Below are 19,531 nucleotides of genomic sequence, written 5' to 3' on the forward strand. Positions count from 1 at the left end.
CTCCGCTCAGCGGATGAGAATCGCGCGGAAATCATTGACGTTGGTCCGGGTCGGGCCGGTGACGAGCAGGTCGCCGACGAGGTCGAAGGCGCTCCAGGCGTCGTTGCCGGCCAGCAGTTCCTTCGGATTGCGCCCCGCAGCGAAGATGCGCTGCACGGTGTCGCCATCGCAGAGCGCGCCGGCGTTGGTCTCCGAGCCGTCGATGCCGTCGGTGTCGGCGGCGAGCGCGGTGACGCCGGCAAGGCCGTCGATGCCGATCGCGAAGGAGAGCAGGAACTCGGCGTTGCGGCCGCCCTTGCCCTTGGCGCGCACGGTGACGGTGGTCTCGCCGCCCGAGAGCAGCAGCACGGGTTTTGCGAACGGCTCGCCGCGCAGGGCGACCTGGCGGGCGATCGCGGCATGGACGAGACCGACGTCGCGCGATTCGCCCTCGATCGCATCGCTGAGGATGTGGGTCTCGATGCCGGCGGCGCGCGCCTCGGCCGCCGCAGCGTCGAGCGAGATCTGGGCCGCGGCGATGACGGCGAGGGTGTCGCGGGCAAAGCCGGGCTCGCCCGGCTGCGGCGCGTCGGCGGCGGCCGAGTTCAGCCAGGCGAGCGCCGCGGGCGGCAGGTCCATGCCGTAACGCGCGACGATGGCGAGCGCCTCCGCGCGGCCGGCGGCGTCGGGCAGTGTCGGGCCGGAGGCGATCAGGGCGGGGTTGTCGCCGGGAATGTCCGAGATCACCAGCGTCGCAACGCGGGCGGGGTGCGCGGCGCGGGCGAGCCGGCCGCCCTTCACCAGCGACAGGTGCTTGCGCACGCAGTTCATCTCGTGGATCGAGGCGCCCGAATGCAGCAGGATCCGGTTGACGGCGCGCTTTGCCTCGGCGCCGACGGCGTCGGGCGGCATCGACAACAGCGACGAGCCGCCGCCCGAGATCAGCGCCACGACGAGGTCGTCCTCGTCGAGGCTCTCGCAGAGCGCGAAGATGCGCCGCGCCGCCTCGCCGGCCGCCGCGTCCGGCACCGGATGCGCCGCCTCGACGATCTCGATATGGCGGCAGGGCTGGGCATAGCCGTAGCGAGTGACGACGATGCCCTCGAGCGGGCCGTTGCCGGCCGCCTCCCAGGCGTTCTCGAACGACTGCGCCATCGCCGCCGACGCCTTGCCCGCGCCGACGACCACGGTGCGGCCCTTCGGCTTCTCGGGCAGGTGCCGGGCAATGATCCGGTCGGGATCGGCGGCGGCGACGGCGGTGTGGAACAGGCCGGTCAGGAAGCTGCGCGGATCGTCGATCAAGTCCCGTCCCCCATCGAAGCAGATACTGGCCGGACTTAAGCGGAGGCGCCCGGGCCGCTCAAGCGGCGTCTCGTCGCGTCGGGGCAAGCTGGAGACGCGGTCGTCTCGTTATACACTTTTAGATTGCAGATAGCCGTCTCGAGATCCACTCTGGGTTTCGGCGTGGCCAGCACGCCGTTGCAGTCTGGGGGGAAATGACATGGGTTTTTCACTCGGGAAAAGCAGCATCAAGGAACTCGCCGGCGTCCATCCCGACCTGGTTCGGGTCGTCGAGCGGGCGATCCAGATCACCACGCAGGACTTCGGCGTGCACGACGGCGTCCGCACGGTGAAGGAGCAGACCGCGCTGGTGAAGGCCGGCGCGTCGAAGACGATGAAAAGCAAGCATCTTCTGCAGGATGACGGCTATGGGCACGCGGTGGACCTCGTGCCCTTCATCAACGGCAAGCTGCGCTGGGAATGGCCGGCGATCTACCCGATCGCCGAGGCGGTGCGCACCGCCAGCATCGAGGTCGGTGTTTCCCTCGTCTGGGGTGCGGTGTGGGACCGGGAGCTCGACACGCTGTCCGAGACGGCGCTGGGGCTGTCGGCCGACGTCAACGCCTATCAGGTGCGGCACCCGGGCAAGGATTTCCTCGACGGGCCGCACTACCAGCTCGCATGACCCCGGGGGCGTTCTGTCGCAGGATTTGGAACCCGGTGATGGATCACCGCGGTAAAGTACTGTAGTTGAGCAACTATGCCGCAGGCCTGCCTCTTCCGGCAGCACGCCGGGGCAAGGACGGCGTCAGCGAGGCGGCGGGTCGTCCAGGACCATCCCGCCGCCCCGCCAGACGGACCCTCGATGATCGTCGACGTCGCGACCCGCGCCTACAATCACACGTTCAAGGTCGATCCGATCGTCCGGACGCTGCTCGACACCGATTTCTACAAGCTGCTGATGCAGCAGATGTCGCACACGCTGCACCGCGACCTGAAGGTGACGTTCCAGCTGATCAACCGGGCGCACGACCTGCCGCTCGCGAAGATCATCGACCGGCGCGACCTCGAGGAGCAGCTCGACCACGCCCGCAGCCTGCGCTTCCAGAAGAACGAGATCATCTGGCTCGCCGGCAACACCTTCTATGGCACCAAGCAGATCTTCCGGCCCGACTTCATCGCCTGGCTCGAGGATTTCCGGCTGCCCGACTACGAGCTGCGCGTCGTCGAGGACCAGTTCGAGCTGCGCTTCTCGGGCACCTGGGCCGAGGCGACGGCCTGGGAGATCCCGGCGCTGGCGATCATGAGCGAGCTGAAAGCCCGCGCCGTGCTGAAGACGATGAGCCGGTTCGAGATCGACGTGCTCTATGCCCGCGCCAAGGCGAAGCTGTGGGCGAAGATCGAGCGGCTGCGCAAGCTCGAGGCGGAGGCCACCCTGCGCGTCGGCGACTTCGGCACCCGCCGCCGGCACGGCTTCCTCTGGCAGCGCTGGTGCATCGAGGCGATGATGGAGGGGATCGGCGACAGCTTCACCGGCACCTCCAACGTCAAGCACGCGATGGACCTCGGCCTGGAAGCGCTCGGCACCAACGCGCACGAATTGCCGATGGTCTACGCCGCCCTCGCCCCCGACGACGCGGCGCTGCGCGAGGCGCCCTACGAGGTGCTGCGCGACTGGGCGTCGTTCTATTCCGGCAACCTGCGCATCATCCTGCCCGACGCCTTCGGCACCACCGAGTTCCTCGAGCGCGCGCCGGAGGAATTCGCCGACTGGACGGGTCTCCGCCCCGATTCGAAGGAGCCGGTGGAGGCGGTCGAGGAATACATCACCTGGCTGAAGGCGCGCGGCCGCGATCCGCTGGGCAAGGTGGCGATCCTCTCCGACGGCATGGACATCGACAGCATCGAGCACTGCGTGCGCTATTTCCGCGGCAAGATCGGCTCGGTGCCGATCGGCTGGGGCACCCACCTCACCAACGACTTCCGCGGCTGCATTCCAAACGGCGACGAGACGCTGCTCAGGGCGACCTCGCTGGTGTGCAAGGTGATCGAGGCCGGCGGCCGGCCCGCCGTGAAGCTCTCCGACAACCCGACCAAGGCGACCGGCCCGCAGAGCGAGATCGACCGCTACCGCCGCGTCTTCGGCACGCGGGGGATGGTGAAGCAGGAGGTGCTGGTCTGATCCGCTGAGGCGGGTGGGTCAGTCGATCCGGACCGCGACGCCGGTGTCGACGACCCGCGGCCGGCCATCGCAGGCGAGCGGGACGGCGAGGTCGACGTCGACCGCGCCGTCGGTCAGCAGCCGGCCGTCGAGTTCGAGGACCAGCCGCAACACCCCGTCCGGCGGGCAGGCGAGCCCGGCCGGCAGGCTGAGTTCGATCCGGTGCGCGGCGCCGCCGCCGGACCACCGCCCCTGCCCCCAGGCGCCATCGAGCCGGACCGGGCCTCCCGCCGCGTCGCCGCCGACCCGGCGGCCGAACACCTCGATATCCCCGCGCAGCCGCCGGCTGCCCGCCTCGCGCAGCCGGCCCCGGAAATTGGACGTGAAGCGCGGCGCGACGCTGCGCATCGTGGCCATGGCGCCGGATGCTGCCGACCGCGCCGGCGACGCGACCGCGGGGGGCACCGCCGCGATGTCCGGCCCCCACGCCGCGGAGGGCGCAGCGGGCGGCGTGTCGGACGAAGGCGGGGCGGCGGGCGGAACCGCAGCCGGCGGCGGCGCGGCGGGATCGGCGGGGGGCGTCGCGGCGGGGGGCGAGACCGCGACTTCGGCCACCCGGTCGCCCTTGGCCGCCGCGGCTCCGGCGCCATCCGGCAGATCGACGGCCTCGCCCTCGGGCGCCTCGCGGAACGTCAGGCGGGCGGCCTGGCGCGCGAGTACCGCGGCCACCCGTTCGCGCCGCGCCGCGGGTGGCAGGGCCGGACAGATGTGACCGACATAGGGCTGGTTGTCGGGCGCCTCCCAGCGCTCGCCGGCGCGGCAGGTGGTGTCGTGCGTGGCCGCGGCGGAGAGTTCGCCGACGGGGCCGCCGCAGTCGAGCCAGTCGCGGAACACCGGCACCTCCTCGCCCGGGTCGGGAGAACCCCAGAGTGCCAGCGCCAGATTGGCGTCGAGACCCGGTGTCGCCGCGCGCTCGCCCGCGACCGTGAGGCCGACGACGCTCACCACCAGCCCGGCCGGCGGGCGGCCGGATCCGGGTTCGATCAGCAGCCGTCGCAGCCCCTCGCCAACGAAGCAGCCGCGCGACAGGCGATAGCGGCGGAGGTCCGCGGCCGGAAAGTTGCCGGGCGGCTGCTGCGCCACGCCGAGCACCGGCGCTGCCGTGCCGATCCGCCAGTCGTCGCCGACGAGATGGACGGAGAAGATGCGCGGCCCCCGGCTGACGTCCGTCCGTTCGCGAACGATGCGGGCGATCCGGGTGACGATGTTCTCGATCCGGGGCGGGTCGCGGTCCACGTCGGGAGCCTCGCGCGCCGCCCGCTCGATGAAGCAGCCGACCCGAACGACGATCCGGTCGATCGCGGACGGCAGAGGGGGGATGGCCGACGCCCTGCCCGGGGTACAGGCGTCCCGATCCGGCGGATCGTCCGGATCGTCCAGCACCAGCTGCGGCCAGTTTCCATGATTGATCATGGGGATGAAGACGACACGGCTGCCGACGACCGAGGTCTGGCCGGCTGCGGCGGCGGCGCGGCGGATCAGATAGTGCTGGAGCTTCTCGGTAATCGGCCAGCCGGTGGTCGAACCGGACCTTTCGGCCGGCCGCGGCAGCGCGCGTCCGTCGAGGAAGATCAGATACTCGATCTCATCGGGCTCGGCGGCGTGCAGCCGCGCCGGGTCGCCGACGAGCAGCAGCAGCGCCAGAGACAGCGCCCGCCAGAGGACAGGGCGCGGGCGGGCGGAGCCGAAGGTCTGGACCGGGCGGGGCCGCATGCGTCGCTCAAGGCCGGCAGACGCGGGCGCGGAAGTCGGTGTAGGCCCGGGCGACGAGATCCGGCGCGGTGCTGCGATCGGGCTGCGTCTCGTACCAGTCGGCGAAGGCCTTCAGCACGCCAGCCTCGCTGCCGCAGTCGGGCGCAGGGGCGACCGGCGCGAGCGACCTCGTCGCGCCGGCGCAATCGATCCGCAGGCTGCCGGGAGCGGCGGCGGCGACGAGATCGGCGGCGACGGAAAAGCGCTCGAGCCCGCGAACGTCGCGCGCAAAATCGATGCCGCACCATTTCGGTGAAAAGCCGCGGGCAGCGTCGCCAAAGCCGCCGCTCGCTGCGGTGCCGCGCGCGAACAGCGCCTCGACGAAGCGCCGCGCCTGGGCGAAGCGGCCCTTGCCCTCGGGCCAGGCATAGGCGGCGAGCACGGCCGGCACCCCGATGGTCGGGATCTCCTCGCCGATCGCGAGCAGCGCCGGATAGTCGGCGGCGGTGATGGCGCTCGCCTCGTAGCTGGTGCCGGAAAGCCGGACCGCGGGCTGCGGACCACCGGCACAGCCGGTTTCGAGGCGCGCGACCGGCACGGCGAGGAAGCGCAGGCCGAGGCGGTCGAAGTCCTCGGGGGAAATGTCGCGAAACAGCGACGCCGGCTTGCCGACGACGAAGGCGAGCGCGTCGACGCGGCCGTCGGCGAGCTGCTTCAGGCCTTCGCTGCCCGAGGTGCTCGGATCGAAGGCGAGGTCGAGGCCGAGCATGCCCTGCATGATGGTGCGCACGGTGAGCGCGGTGCCGGAGCGCGGGCCTCCGACGTTGACGGTGATCCGGCGCCCGGCGAGGGCGCAGACGTCGACGGCGTCGTCGCCGGCGACGCTGGTGCGGGTGAGGACATGCAGTTGCTCGGTGTGGAGGCGGCTGACGTAGCGCAGCGTGCGGCGAAGCTCGGCGCCGGCGGGGGTCCCCTCGTAGGCTTCGAGCACGTCGGACTGGACGATCGCGAAGTCGATGCCGCGCAGGTTGCGCAGGTCGTCGACGCTGTTGATCGACCCCTGCCCGGTCACGGCGAGGATGCGCAGCGAGCGGCCGGCGCGGTCGTTGAGGAGGCGGACGATGTCGTCGCCGAGCTCGGCATAGCTGCCGACATGGGCGCCGGTGACGATGCCGACCTGCGCATCGTGGATGTCGAGGCGCTCGGCGTCCGAGTAGACGACGCGCGGCAGATCATCCACCGGCACCCGCCAGGGTTCGCGCGCCGCGGCGGGCAGTGTCGCCACCAGGCAGGCGAGCGCGGCGGTGAGCGCGATACCGGCGCAGGCAGCCCGACAGGCGGCGACGACGACTGCCCATGCCCCTGAAAAAATGGCAACTTCAGATTGCATTTCCAATCCCGCATTCACGGCAGCCGTCTCAAACTTTATGGTTGCAAGATGCCAATTAATGCAATCTAAAATACGCTATTGCTCGTGACAACCCCGCTTCGTCGCCACGCCCCCGCCACGCCACGGATGCCTCATGCCGCCCCCCTAGCAGCAGCCCATGGTTGCAGACCCTGCGCGTCAACCGTGGCCTTGCGATCCGAACCGCCGTTGTCGTGATCGGGTTTCTGCTCGGCTTCGGCTGGTTCATTTCCGATCGACGCGACCAGATCGCCTATGAGGACTTCGTCATCCGCGACCACGCCGGGGTGTTCGCGATCCTCGACCGCGGTGGCGGCGGGCCCGAGCCCTCGGCGGCTAACCTCTTCGACCTGATGGATTTCCGCAGCGGCAGCGTCGTCGAGCGGTCGGTGCACGTGCTCGTCGGCGACCCGCCCGCCGCCGAGCGCGAGCGGATCGTCGCCCGCGAGGTGCTCGATCCGCTGACCTCGTGCCTGCGCGCCGCCGTGCGGATGATGGACGCCTGGGAGGACGCCGCGCCCGTTCCGGGCGCGCGGCTGCGCATGGCGCATGCCCCGCTGATCGGCCTGATGGAGCTGGCGCAGGCCGACGCCGCGCTCGCCGCCCTGCCGCAGGAGGCTGCGATGGCCTTCAGCGAGGGCCGCAAGGCCTGGACCGCCTGCCCGGCGTTCACCGCACCGCTGCGCGACAGCATGCCCTACCTGCTGCCGACCGCCTTCGCGCCGAGCGACGTCGCCGCGGCGCGCGCCGCCTTCACGGAGCTCGCCGATCGCCTGGAGCGCCTGCGGCGGCGCGACCTCGTGCTCGCCCCGATCCGGCTCGCCGCGGTGCAGGACAGCGCCGGCGATCTCGACGCGGCGCTGCTGCACGTCTTCCGGCCGACGGAGCGGCGGGACTTTCTCTCGACGGTGTCGCAGAACGATATCGCCCGGCTGCAGGCCGCGTCGCAGAAGGTCGCGACCACGATCGCGGCGGCGATGCAGCACCGGGTCGAGGCCACCGCCCCGCATGGCCAGCGGCTGACGGTCGGCGATCTCTTCCTCGTCTATCTCGAAGCCGCGTTCATCCCGGTGATGTTCACGCTGGTGTTCGGCTCGTCGCTGTTCCTGAGCTTTTTCCTCACCGGCGCGCAGCCCGGCCCGCCGTCCGGTTCGTCCTGATCCCATCCCCTGCCCGAGGTCTCATTGCGCATGGCCGCTCCAGAATTGCGCCCCACCCTGATCGTCGGCATCGGCGGCACCGGCTGCGAGATCGCGGAGCGGGTCTACAGCGAGGCCGCAGGCGCGCACGGCGAACTCGCCTCCCGCGTCGCCGTGATGGGCCTCGATACCGACCAGGGCGACATGGCCGCGCGCGGCGCGATCCCGGAACGCAACCGGATCCGCTTTTCGTCGACCGACACCGTCTACCAGATCATGCGCAAGCATCCCTCGGTCGAGGCGCGGTTCAGCGTGCCGCAGCAGTCGCTGCCGGACACGCTGCTCAACATGCGGCTGATCGAGGGCGCGGCGCAGATCCGCATGTTCTCGCACATGGCGCTCTATACGCGGCAGGAGATCGGCAACCTGCAGCGCCAGCTCGGCGCCGTGCTCGCCCAGATCGCCCGGAACGACGCGCGCACCCGCTTCGAGGGCGTCGTCAACGTCATCGTCACCGGCTCGCTCGCCGGCGCGACCGGCTCGGGCAGCTTCGTGCAGATCGCGCTACTGCTCCGCCGCGAGGCCGAGGAGCGCGGCATCAAGATCCACGTCTCCGGCGTGTTCATGCTGCCGGACGTGTTCATCAAGGCGGCCGGGCTGGGGGTCGACCAGATCGACAACGTGCGGGCCAACGGCTACGCCAGCCTGCGCGAACTCAACGCCGCCATCGCCCGGGCCGAAGGTCACCCGTCGGCGCGCGGCTTCCAGTACGAGTTCGCCCCCGGCCTGTTCCTCGCCGACGGCGAGCTGCCGTTCCGCAGCATCACGCTGATCGACTACGAGAATGTCACCGGCGGCAACCTCGGCCCCAACATCGCGCACTACAAGGCGATGGTGGCGCGGGCGGTGTTCCTGCAGATCTTCACCCCGATCGGCGACCGCACCGCGAGCCGGACGATCAACGACGCCCAGGCGAAGCTCGGCGCCGCCGCCGCCGAGACCAGCAACATGTACGCCGGGATGGGCATCTGCGGCGTGATCTACCCGGCCGAGGAGGTCGCCGACTATCTCGTGCTGCGCCTTGCGCGCGAGATGATCACCGGCGACTGGCTGCGGCTCGACCGCAGTTACCAGCAGCGGCTGCGCGCCTATGACGACCAGCGCGCCGCCGGGGCGACGCTGGAGCCGAAACCGCAGCAGGGCGAGAGCTTCCTCGGCGACCTCGACCAGCTGGCGCTGCGCGAGCGCCATCCGTTCTTCGGCGAGATTCGCGCCGCCCTCGTCGTCACGGGCCGCGACCAGCACGGCGAGGAGACCGCGCGGCCGCTGACGGAAATCTATCTCGGCGCGCTGCTCGGTTTCGTGCGCGACTCGTTCTGGGCGACCACGGCGCTCGCCGACATCCGCGCCCGGCCGCCGTTCGGCACCGACAACCTGAAGCCGCTCGCCCGGCTGGAGACGCAGGTGCGCCAGATCGAGACGATGCTCGACGCGGATCTGCGCGCCGTCGACGCGGCGCTGATCCGCCGCCCGGAAGACATCGCCATCTCGGTGTTCGCCAACGAGGACACGCTCGCGGCCGGCGAGCTGCGGGCGCACCATCTCGGGCTCTACCTCCACGCCGGCGGGCAGCATCCGGTGCAGGCGCGGCTGTTCCTGTTCGGGCTCGCCCGCGCGATCGACGAGTTGCGCCGCCGCACCGACCCCGCCGCCGCCCGCAAGCTCGTGCTCGACGCCGGCGCGCTGTTCGACCGCGAGGCCGATGCCGGTCCCGCCGGGGCCGACCGCAGCCGGCCGCGCTCCAACCCGGCGATCCTCACCGAAGCCCGGCGCCATGCCGATCCGTCGCTGTTCGACCGCCTGCGCCGGCGCCAGCAGACCTTCATCGAGACCTACGTCGACTATGCCAATGCGTCGGCGACGCATATCCGCAGCTATGCCGAAGCGACGATCACCACCAAGGTGCTCGACGTGCTCGCGCAGGAGGTCGACACCCTGCTCGGCGTCTATGCCCGGATGTTCGGCGAGATCGGCAAGGTGCTGGAGCGTCTCGGTGACGACGTCGAGCGCGCGGAGAACCGCCACGTCGTGCAGGGGGCGGCGACCGGCGGCAACCTGTTCCTCCATGCCTCGCCGGCCGCCAAGCGCGCCGCCTTCGACGACCTGCGCCGCCAGACGGCGGCGCTGCGGCTCGACGAGGCGGCGAACGGGCGCCTCAACGAGGCGCTCTACCGGCTGGCGCGCGCCGCGTCGGGCGCGCGGGCGCCCAAGCGGCCCCCCGACCTCGGCCCGCTGTTCACCGAGACGGTCATCGACGGCTTCGTCGCGCAGGTGGTCCGGCGCGACCAGCGCCGCGTCTGGGACTTCCCGATCATCGAGGCGGCGCGCCGCGAGGCCGACCTCGAAGGCAGCGACGCCGCCGGCGACTGGCGCGAACTGCTGCGCCGGGCGGTGGACATCGCCGCGGCGCAGGCGCGGCCGTTCCTCACCCTCGACGACCCGGGCCGCGGCCAGAACCTCACCTTCTGGGCGATGTCGCCGCGCACGCGCGCCGACTACGGCGACGACGGCCGCTTCGACGTGCTGTTCAGCGGCGACCAGGGAACCCAGCCGCTGGAGGAAGCGGCCTTCGCCGACACCGAGCTGCTCTGCGTCTCCAGCCGGGTCAACCTCTCGATCGAGCACCTCGCGAAGTTCAACCCGCCGCCGGTGCGCGGCAACGTCAACGAGGCCGGCATCGGCGCCTACCACCGCGCCTACGCGGCGCGGATCGACCGGCTGATCGCGGAGGAACTGGTGCTGCGGCAGGTGGGGACGACGCGGCGCTATGCGTCGGTGCTGACGCCGCATATCCACCGCGACTGGCATCGCGGCGGACACCTGCCGGAGATCCATCCCGAACTGCAGTTGCGGCAGCGGCTCGACGCGGCGGTGGCGTTTCTCGTCGCGCTCGGACTGGGGCTGCTCAGCCGCCAGACGAGCTACGACCGGCCGGTCGCCGAGATCGACGTCGCGGCGCCGGGCATGCCGGCGATCCGCGACCAGGTCGCGGCGACCCACGATCCGTTCGAGCTCTGGGCGGCGTTCCGCGAGCGCACCGACCTGCAGCGCGCGGTGCTTGCCGACTGGCAGGCCCGCCTCGCCGGCCTCGCCCCCGTCGCCGATCCCGCGACCGATCCGCTGGTCGCGGCGCTCGCCGGGCCGACGCTGCTCTCCGAGGTGATCGCGATCGGCACGCCGCGCATCGACGTCGAAGCCCGGATGCCGGCCTGTCTCGTCCTGCTGCAGGGGCGCCGGCAACTGCTCGAGACGGTGGTGCGGCGGCTTGCGCCGCAGCTCGACGCGCCCGGGCGCGCCGACCTCGCCGAGCGCATCGACGCCGCCGCGGTGGCCGCCGCCTTCGCCGCCACCGCGGCGGCCGGCCTCCGGGAAGAGACCGCCCGTGAATTGCGCGCGCTGGTGCGCAAGGCGGCCCAGCCGCCGGTGCCGGCATGAGGGCGTCGGCGGGGGCGGGTCGGCGATGACGAACCCGGCGCACCGCACGATCCTCGTCAATCTCGATCCGGGCTGGGACGTCGTCGATCTCTGCCAGCGCTTCCTGCTCGACCTCTACCCGGCCGGGCGGCAGCGCCGCTTCGTCGTGCGCAGTATCCGTCCGCGCGCCGCCGCGAAGGCAGCCGGCGTCGTCGAGAGCGTGTGGGGCAGCCGCTGGCCCCGCGTCTACGATCTCGACGAGGACGATCCGACCGGAGCCGAGAGCCTGCTCGACGACCTCGCCGACGACGTTCAGCGCCGCCGGGCCGACGTGATCTTTGTGCTCGCGGCCGATGATCCGGCCGCGACGGTGAGCGGGCTCCGGCTGGTCGAGCGCTTCGTGTCGGGGCTCGATCCCGCCGTGCGGCGCGACTTCGGCCAGCTGCGCTGCCACGCCGTCGTGCGGCTCACCGGCGCCGTGGAGGCGGTGCTTCGCCCGCTGCCGGACCTCGCAGAGTTCGGCCCCGCCGCGACGATGCCCGAGCTGCTGCTCGCCGACCCCGATCGCAACGGAGGGCAGCCGTGCGAGCGCATGTTCGCCCTCACCCGCCCGATCGGGCTGTCCGACGACGCGGCGACGACACTGCAGTTCCTGACGCTGCGCGCCGTGGTCGACCTCGTGACCGCGGTGCGCGCCGTCGGCACCGCCGCGCAGGACGGGGCGGCGCAGCCGCTGCGTGCCTTCTTCAGCGACACGAACGGCCGCGTCGTCACGATCGGCCTCGTGAGCGCCGCGGCGACGCGGTCGGAGTTCCTGGCCGCCGTGCTGCAGGGCGTGCACGACCGCCGCGGCGCCCGGCCGCAGAGCGTCGACCGCGACCGCGATGTCCGCTGGCAGCAGTTCGGGGACCGGCTGGAGGCGATGCTGGGCGAGGCCAAGCGCGGCGGTGCGGCGATCGGCCAGATCACGATCGATCCCCTGCGGACGTCGACGACGCTGCTGCCGGGCCGGATCGCGACCTGGTTCGACCGCCGCCGTCTCCGGCCGATCGAGGAACAGCGTGTCCGGGACAACGACGCACTGGTGAACTGGGGCCTCGACCTCGCCAGGCGGATCGAGCAAACCTCGCAGGAGTTGCAGGAGCGGATGGTGAACCGCCTCGACACCGAACTGCGCGGCGCCATCACCAACCTGCCGCTGCCCGCCCCCGGCGAGAGCGGCGCCAGCGACGAGCTGAACCGCCGCCGCCGACCGATCGACGACCTGCACACCGCCTGGCTGCTGCGGGCCCAGCAGGCCCAACGCATCTTCGAGGTGGTGCAGCCGCGCCTCGTCGAGCAGCGGGCGCCGCTGGAGCAGAAGGCGGTGCGCCGGATCGGCTTCGCCATCGAGGTCTTCTCCACCTACGCGCCCTATGTCGCGGCGTTCCAGGCGGTCGGTGACGCCGCCGAGCGCCTGGTGCCGCTGCGCTATCTGCTCGCCGGCCTGCTGCTGGCGGGCTCGCTGCTCGCCGCCGTCGTCATCGAGATCGTGGACGTCGGCCCGCCGGCCGGCGACCTGCTCGCGCGGCTGCTCGCGCCGGAGGTCGTGCCGCTCTGGAGTATCTCGCTGCTGGCGTTCCTGATCGGGGGGCTGCTGTTCGGGCGCACGGTCGCGGGCCGGCGCCGACGCTACATCGACGCGGTGGAGGACCTGATTCGCCGCCGCGACGCGCTGGTCGGCGAGGCGACGGCGATCGCCCGGGCGGCGTGGGACCACATGCTGATCTCCGCCTTCGCGCTCTATCCCGAGCTCGCGCTCTCGCGCCTCGACGCGCATGCCAGAATGCTGGCGGCCGAGCCGATCGAGCACGCCCTGGCGGCGATCGCGCCGCGCGGGGCGCGCGCCGGGCTTCCCGCGCTCGCCGTCGGCGACGGCGATCTCGCCGCCATCGACGAGAGGCTGGACCGGACACCCGCGACACCGGACAGCAACTGGATCCGCGACTTCATGCTGGACCACGAGAAGCTCGCGCCGCATCGCCGCCCGGCCGCTCTCACCATCATCGAGACCCTCGACGGCGTCGGCGCGGCCCGGTTCACGGGCGAGACGACGAGCTTTCTCGGCGAGATCGAACTCGACGTCCGCAGCGTCTGGCCCGCGCCGCTGCAGGGCGCCGGCTGATGCGCCTGCCCTCGCCCTTCCGCCGATCCCCGCCTTCCGCTGCGCCGCTGACGGCCCGGCGGCCGTGGTGGAGCCATCGCGCCCTGCTCGTCGGCGCCGGCTTCGCGGCCCTCGCCGGCGTCGTCCTGACCGCCGAAGTCGTCCGGATCGGGCAAGGCCCGCTGCACAACTTCAAGTCCGTACCGCTGGAGTGGACGCTGCAGGGCATCGCCGCCGCGGGACCGCGCGTAGCCGGGCGCATCTTCGAGCTCTTCGCCCTCGACTTCGACCTCGTGCTCCCGCCGCCGCAGGCCGAACTCGTCGCCCAGGGGCTGGTCCTCGCCGGACTGCTGCCGGGGACGCTCGCGGTCGCGGTGGCGGCGGCTGTGCTGTCCGGCCTGTTCGGCATGATCGTGCCGGACGCCGCAGCGCAGGCGTATCCGTCGCCGCCGCGGGGCGGCGCGCGCGCGGCGGCGCTGGCGATCCTCGCCGGGGTCGGCTGCTTCGCCGTGCTGCTCGTCCTCGGCCGCATGGCGGGCCTTGCCCTGCCGGAGGTCGGCCCGATCTGGTCCGGTGCGCTGCTCGCGGCGCTGATCCTCTTGCTGCGCACCGGCGACCTGCCGCGCCCGGTCGAGACCACCGGCCTCGTGATCGGCTTCGTCGTGACCGAGTTGCCACCGCTGCGCCGTCTCTACGAGCGGTACCGCCAGGTGGGGGCCGAGGGCGGCCTGCTCGACTGGGAAGAGATGAAACCACAAGCCCGGGCCGAGGACGCCAGCGTCGCCCGCGACGCCGCGGTGCGGGAGGCGACGCGGCGGCTGGCGCCGAACCCGCTGCGACCGGTCGCGCCGTGGTCCGAGGCGCGCGGCCGGAACGTGCTGTTGACCGGACCGCTCAACGAGGACCACTGCGAGATCATCCGCCGCACGGCCGCCATGGCGCACGGCGAAGGCGGGTCGGTGCTGGTGCTCTGCCCGGCGCAGGCGCTCGAGGAGGTGGTGGCGCTGCTGGAGGACGGCGCCCGCGCCCATGCCTTCGATGTCGCCGCGAACTGGTGGAGCCAGCGGGAGGGGGACCTCGCGCCGAACCGGCTCTACGCCATGCTCGTCGCCGGCGAGGACGGGCTGCAGCGTCACCTATTGTCGCGGCGCGAGCCGGTCGTGGTACGGACGCTGGAGCGGATCCGCTTCATCGTCGCTCTCGAGTTCCATCGCTTCGACCTGCCGATCCTGCGGCTGCAGATGCTGGTGCTGTTCGCCATCGTGCCGGCGCAGCGAGTGCGGGTGCTGGTGCAGACGGCCGACCGCACCGCGCTGGACGACGTGCTCGACCTGTTCGAGCCGACCGAACGCCAGTGGCATCCCGTGTCGTTTCCGGGCTCCGCCGGGACGGCCTACCGGCTCGTGTTCGGCGACGGCGCCGCGAGCCGCAGACAGGCGCTGCAGCACCTGCTCGGCAAGGGCGCCGGCGCGCTGCCGGCGGCCGGCGAAGCGGTCGACACCCTGCCGCTGATAGCCGTCGCCGCGGCACGGGCCGCGACCGACCTGATCCAGCTCACCGGCACCGAATTGCCCGACCAGAGCTCGTGGTTGCGGGCCGAGACGCTGCGGGTCGCCGCCGCGGAGCCGGGCAGCCGCGCGCTGAGCACGCAGCCCCGCAGCGTGCCGCCGCTGGTGCCGCATCCGCGCACGGTGGTCGCCGTGCGTGATCCGGGCAATCTCGTGCAGGCGATCGAAGATCTCGCCGCGGCGGGCGACGCCGACGAGGCGCTCGCCCTCGTCGTCGCGGCCGACTATCCGCTCCGCGATTTCCTCGTCGACCGCTTCCGGCAGGAGGCGGAAAGCCGGGACGGCGGCTGGCGGCAGATGTTCCGGCCGCTGGTGCCGTGGCCGCGGATCGCGCTCGCGGAGGTCGCGCGCATCATCCTCGCGCGCCTCGTCGCCGAGGGCGGCGCCGGCATGGGACGGGCGGAGATCGACAGGATCCTGCGTCGGGCCAATCCCGAACTCCTGCGCGCCCGCCGGATCGCGCCGACCCCGCCGGGCCTGCGGCGGCTGTTCGATTTCGTCTTCGGCGCCGGCTTCAAGCTGGAGCGCGTCCCGGACGACGACCCGGCGGCACCCGGCGGACGCGCCGACGACGACCGCGTGCGGCTGCCGGAGGCGGCGGCCGCACTCGCCCGGCTCGGCAGCCTCGCGCCGATCCGCGGCCAGCACGACGGCGAGCCGATCGGCTGGATCGCCCGCGGTGACGCCGGGCTCGCCTATGCGCCGGGCACGCTCATCCTCGCCGCGGGTCACTACCGGGAGGTGCTGACCCTGCCCGGCCCCGAGGGCGCCGTCCGCGTGCGCTCGGCCGTGAACGCGGCCGGCAACGCCCATGTCGAGGGCGCGGTCCGCTACCGCTTCCAGCGGCACTTCCGGATCGAGTTCGAGTGGGTGGCCGACGCCGCCGAACTCGGCCCCGGGGCCCGACTGCCGGCGGTACGCATCGGCGCACCGAACATCCAGCCGCACGGGCGGCTTCGGCGGATCGTCGGGCAGGGGCGCACCGACGTCCGCCGCCGCACCTTCGGCCACTTCCAGTTCGACCGCGTCCGCCCGGCGGCGCCCAACGGCCGGCGCTACACCCGCGTCGATTACGGCAACCACCCCGTGGTCGCCGAACACGGCAGCGCCGCGTTCCTGATCCTGCGCATCGAAATCGATGCGCCTCCCGGCGACCTGGCACTGGCCCGTATCGCCTGCACGTTGCAGGCGTGCCTCTCCGACGTCATCCTCACGCTGCTGCCCGAGATCGGCCACCGCATCGCGGTGCTCTCGCCGCAGGCCCGGAACTTCCGCCTCCCCGCCGATCCCGCGGCCGCAGGGACGGGGCCGAACGACGCCGTCGACGCCGACTTCCTGTCGGCGTGGTACGGCCAGCTCGATCTCATGGAAATGGTGCCCTCGCGCGAGTTGCTCGGCAGCGAGCCCTACGCGGCGGTGCGCGACCTCAGCCCGACGCTGGAGCCGACCATCGCCGCCTTTCTCGGGGTGGCGCCGGAGGACGGGCGGCGGACGGTCGATCTGGTCGTGGTCGAGGACTGGGGCAGCGACCTCGGCGTCGTCAACATCCTGTCGACCCAGTTCGCCAGCGTCGAGCGGGCGCTGCTCGCCTGGCTCGACTGGCTCGTCGCCAACGCCGCGCGGCCGGATCTGCACTACCGGTTCGACCGCGCGGACCTGCCGCCGCAGTTCGACTTCGCGGCGGCGGCGGACCTGATCCGCGGCCTGCACCCGGGTGGCACGTGATGAGGGGCCGGGCCGCGCCCCTGGTCGCCCGGCTGGCGCTGCTGCTGCTCGCCCTCGTCGCCGCGTTCGCCCCCGACCCGGCGGCGGCCCGCAAGCGGCTGGTCGGGATCGTTTTCGACGATTCGGGCAGCATGGACGGACGCTTCCACCTCGCCGCCTTCGGCGCACAGGTGCTCGCGTCGTCGCTCAGCCCGGAGGACCGGCTGTTCTCGATCCGGCTGTCGGAGTTCGAGGCGGCGATTGAGGCGAATCCTGCCCTGCGCGACCGGCTGGCGGCGGCGGCGACCTATCCGATCCCGTTGGCGCCGACGATCACCGCCCTCGCCGGCAACCTCGTCGAGGAGAGGCCGCTGCCCGGTCCGGCAGCGCAGCAGGCGCTGGTCGATGCCATCCGCGACGGGTGGACGGCGCCACCGTCCACCGATACCCCGTTCGAGCCGCTGGAACTGATGCTGCAGCGGCTCGCGGCCGAGACCGGTCCGGAGGACGAAGCCTTTCTCATCGTGCTGACCGACGGCAAGATCGAACGCGGCACGCGCTTCCGGGGACCGGACCTGCCGCGGGCGCCGGACCTCGCCCGCCTGTTCGCGCACTACCGCACGGCGATGCGCGGCCGACTGCGGGCCGACTATGTGCTGATCTCGCCGGCCGGCAATGCCAGCCGGGCGTTTCTCGAGACCGTCAATCAGCAAGCCGTCGCCGCGACGCTGCTCGGCACCTTCAACGGCACGGCGAACGAGGGCCTGCGCGTCGTCACCGACACCGCGGGTCTCGTCGACGCCATGCTCGACGTCATCGCGCGGGTCTCCTCGACCGACCGGTCGGACCGCAGCGATTTTGCCCGCATCGACGGCGCCCGCATCCTCGTCGACTCGCCGTTCTCGCTGCACCGGCTCACCGTCGTCGTCGACGGGCCGGCCGATGCGCGGTTGCCGGCCGTCGCCGGGACCAGTTTTTCCGGCGCCGCCCCGATCGAGATCGGCAGCCGGATGGCGGCAGACGATGTCCGCCGCAACTGGCGCTCGCCCGCCCGCGCGGCACGCACCAGCCGGTTCGCCTTCGACCCCGCCCTGCCGCCCGGCACCGTCACCGTCGACTTTGACCGGCCGGTCGGCGCCAACACGCTGCTCCTGTTCGACACCCAGGCCCGCATCGAGCTCGGGGTGGTCGACACCGGTGGCGCGCCGGTTGCGCCACGGGCCGACGGCGTCGTCGAGGTCGTCGCCGGCGGCGCCTACCGGATCGCCGCGCTGCTCTACGACCGCGACCCGGCCGCCCCGCGCGGCGCGCGCCGGGTGCCGTTCGCCGAACTCCCCGCCTCGACGGCGTTCCGCGGCCGCATCGAGGGCGCCGCGCCGATGCCGCTCGCCTTCGCGCGCGACGACGGCGGCGACCGGGCGCTGGCGCCGTTCGGCACCACGGTGCCCGGGCGGATGGCGGCACTCGCCGAGTTCTCGCTGCCCGGCTTCGTGATCAAGACGGCGCGACCGCTGGTGATCGAGGTGGTGCCGCCGGCGGCCGGGTTGGCCATGACGATCGAGCCGGCGCCGGACTGCACGGCCTGCCGCGGCGGCGACCTCGTCGACGATGGCCGCGATCCGGCCGGAGAGCGGCGGCTCGGCACGCTGGTGATCCGGCGCAGCGACGGGGGGCCACTCGGCGAGGTCCGCCTCGTTCCGGAGAGCCTGCCCGATGGCCTTGCCCTCGTCCCGGAGGACCGCGGCGCCGTGGACGGCCCCTTCCCGCTCGGCCCCGGCGACGAACGCCGCCTCGCCATCGTGCGCCGGCCGTTCACGGGCCCGCCGCCGCGCGGCGACGCGTCGCTGGAGCTGCGGCTCGAGGCCGTCGCCCCGCTGCGCGGCAGCGCCAAGGTCGCGGGCAGCTTCCGGGTCGATCGCAGCGGGCTGTCGCTCGTCTATGCCGGGGTCGACGGTGCCGGAGCCCTGTCCGACCCGGCTCCGGACGACGTCGGCACGCAGGCCGCTGCGGCGGCACCGGCGGTGCTCGACCTCGATGCGCTGAGCCGTGGCATCGCGCTGGTGTTCGAAGTGCGCGGGCTGTTCCCGGGCGAGCGGCTGGAGGCCGGAGATGTGGTCGTGCCGGAACCCGGCTGGCTCGCTGCGACGGTGGTGGTGCGGCCGGACGGGCGCAGCGTCGCCGCGACGGTTTCGAGCGCGCGCTGCGCCTGCGTGCTCGGGCTGCTGCAGGTGTTCGGCCGTTTGCCGACGGGCATCGACGCGGTGCTGGCGCCGGGCGGCCCTGAGAGCGCGCGGGCCACGGCGCCGGTGCGCGCGGCGATCGACCTTCGCACCGCCGCGCTCGACTGTCTGCTGCGGCTGCTGCTGGCGCTGGCCGCGCTCTACGCGCTGGTGGTCGGCTTCTTCGTCGCCACCGCCTACCGCTTCCCGAAGACGGCCTTCGCCGAGATCGACCGGCCCGGACCGAGCAGCGGTCTCCCGGCACGGCGCGAGCTCCGCGCCGAGCCGGCACCGCGCGGCGCGGCGCGCTGGCACTACCCGCTGATCTTCCGCCATGCCCACCAGCGCCGCGACGTGGAGGGGCTCGTCATCGAGGCGCGGCCGAACGGGGCGACGCTGATCCTCGCCGACAGCGAGCCCGACATCCAGATGCTCGGCAAGGGCCGCACGGTCGGCGACGTGCGCCGCGAGCAGCCGCGGCTCGCCACCCTGCCCGTCGCCTGGGGCGAGCCCTTCATGCGGCCGCGGGTGTTCCGCTCGCTGCAGCTGCGCCGCGAGTAGCGCCGCGCTGCGGCGCTGCTATCCTCATTGCCTGCGCCACCAATCCACCGCTGCGGGCCGCTTCGGTCTTGCGGTGCGGTTTTGTTCGTGCACCAATGAACACTCTGGCATCATCGACGGCGCGGGCTCCGCGCGAAACGAG

The 19,531-nt window shown here is 72.7% G+C and carries 10 protein-coding genes; 7 read left to right on the top strand and 3 right to left on the bottom strand.

All coding sequences use genetic code 11. The annotated features are described in order from the left end of the window. Nucleotides 1–6: 6 nt before the first annotated feature. Complete coding sequence (locus I5731_RS12090) at nucleotides 7–1,281, bottom strand: glycerate kinase type-2 family protein (RefSeq protein WP_197311630.1); 1,275 nt, start codon at nucleotides 1,279–1,281, stop codon at nucleotides 7–9. A gap of 199 nt (nucleotides 1,282–1,480) precedes the next feature. Between I5731_RS12090 and I5731_RS12095 the strand changes: the two genes are divergently transcribed. Both I5731_RS12095 and I5731_RS12100 read left to right on the top strand, forming a co-directional pair. Then, complete coding sequence (locus I5731_RS12095; protein ID WP_197311631.1) at nucleotides 1,481–1,945, top strand: M15 family metallopeptidase; 465 nt, start codon at nucleotides 1,481–1,483, stop codon at nucleotides 1,943–1,945. A 180-nt stretch (nucleotides 1,946–2,125) separates the two neighbouring features. Next, entirely contained in the window at nucleotides 2,126–3,442 is a 1,317-nt protein-coding gene (locus I5731_RS12100) for a nicotinate phosphoribosyltransferase (protein WP_197311632.1), read from the top strand. 18 nt (nucleotides 3,443–3,460) lie between these two features. Here I5731_RS12100 and I5731_RS12105 read toward each other — a convergent pair whose 3' ends face one another. After that, nucleotides 3,461–5,194 carry a hypothetical protein gene (locus I5731_RS12105; protein ID WP_197311633.1) on the bottom strand — a complete coding sequence of 578 codons (1,734 nt, stop codon included), beginning with the start codon at nucleotides 5,192–5,194 and terminating at the stop codon, nucleotides 3,461–3,463. Nucleotides 5,195–5,201: 7 nt separating this feature from the next. Beyond that, a complete protein-coding gene (locus I5731_RS12110) occupies nucleotides 5,202–6,563 on the bottom strand; it encodes a TAXI family TRAP transporter solute-binding subunit (protein ID WP_197311634.1) in 1,362 nt (453 codons plus the stop codon). Between the two features lie 161 nt (nucleotides 6,564–6,724). Between I5731_RS12110 and I5731_RS12115 the strand changes: the two genes are divergently transcribed. From I5731_RS12115 to I5731_RS12135, 5 genes are read left to right on the top strand one after another with little or no spacing between them, the layout of a single operon-like run. After that, complete coding sequence (locus tag I5731_RS12115) at nucleotides 6,725–7,741, top strand: hypothetical protein (RefSeq protein WP_197311635.1); 1,017 nt, start codon at nucleotides 6,725–6,727, stop codon at nucleotides 7,739–7,741. Nucleotides 7,742–7,771: 30 nt separating this feature from the next. Continuing rightward, nucleotides 7,772–11,215 (top strand): tubulin-like doman-containing protein, encoded by a 3,444-nt coding sequence (locus tag I5731_RS12120; RefSeq protein ID WP_197311636.1) that lies wholly within the window; start codon nucleotides 7,772–7,774, stop codon nucleotides 11,213–11,215. A gap of 25 nt (nucleotides 11,216–11,240) precedes the next feature. Beyond that, nucleotides 11,241–13,358: a hypothetical protein gene (locus I5731_RS12125; RefSeq protein ID WP_197311637.1), complete on the top strand. Its 2,118-nt coding sequence runs from the start codon at nucleotides 11,241–11,243 to the stop codon at nucleotides 13,356–13,358. Continuing rightward, nucleotides 13,358–16,630, top strand: a complete 3,273-nt coding sequence (locus I5731_RS12130; protein WP_197311638.1) for a hypothetical protein — start codon at nucleotides 13,358–13,360, stop codon at nucleotides 16,628–16,630. Before I5731_RS12125 ends, I5731_RS12130 begins: the two co-directional genes overlap by 1 nt. After that, nucleotides 16,630–19,389, top strand: a complete 2,760-nt coding sequence (locus tag I5731_RS12135; protein WP_197311639.1) for a hypothetical protein — start codon at nucleotides 16,630–16,632, stop codon at nucleotides 19,387–19,389. Before I5731_RS12130 ends, I5731_RS12135 begins: the two co-directional genes overlap by 1 nt. The last annotated feature ends 142 nt before the right edge of the window (nucleotides 19,390–19,531 follow it).

The organism is Methylobrevis albus, assembly GCF_015904235.1.
GTDB lineage: Bacteria > Pseudomonadota > Alphaproteobacteria > Rhizobiales > Pleomorphomonadaceae > Methylobrevis_A > Methylobrevis_A albus.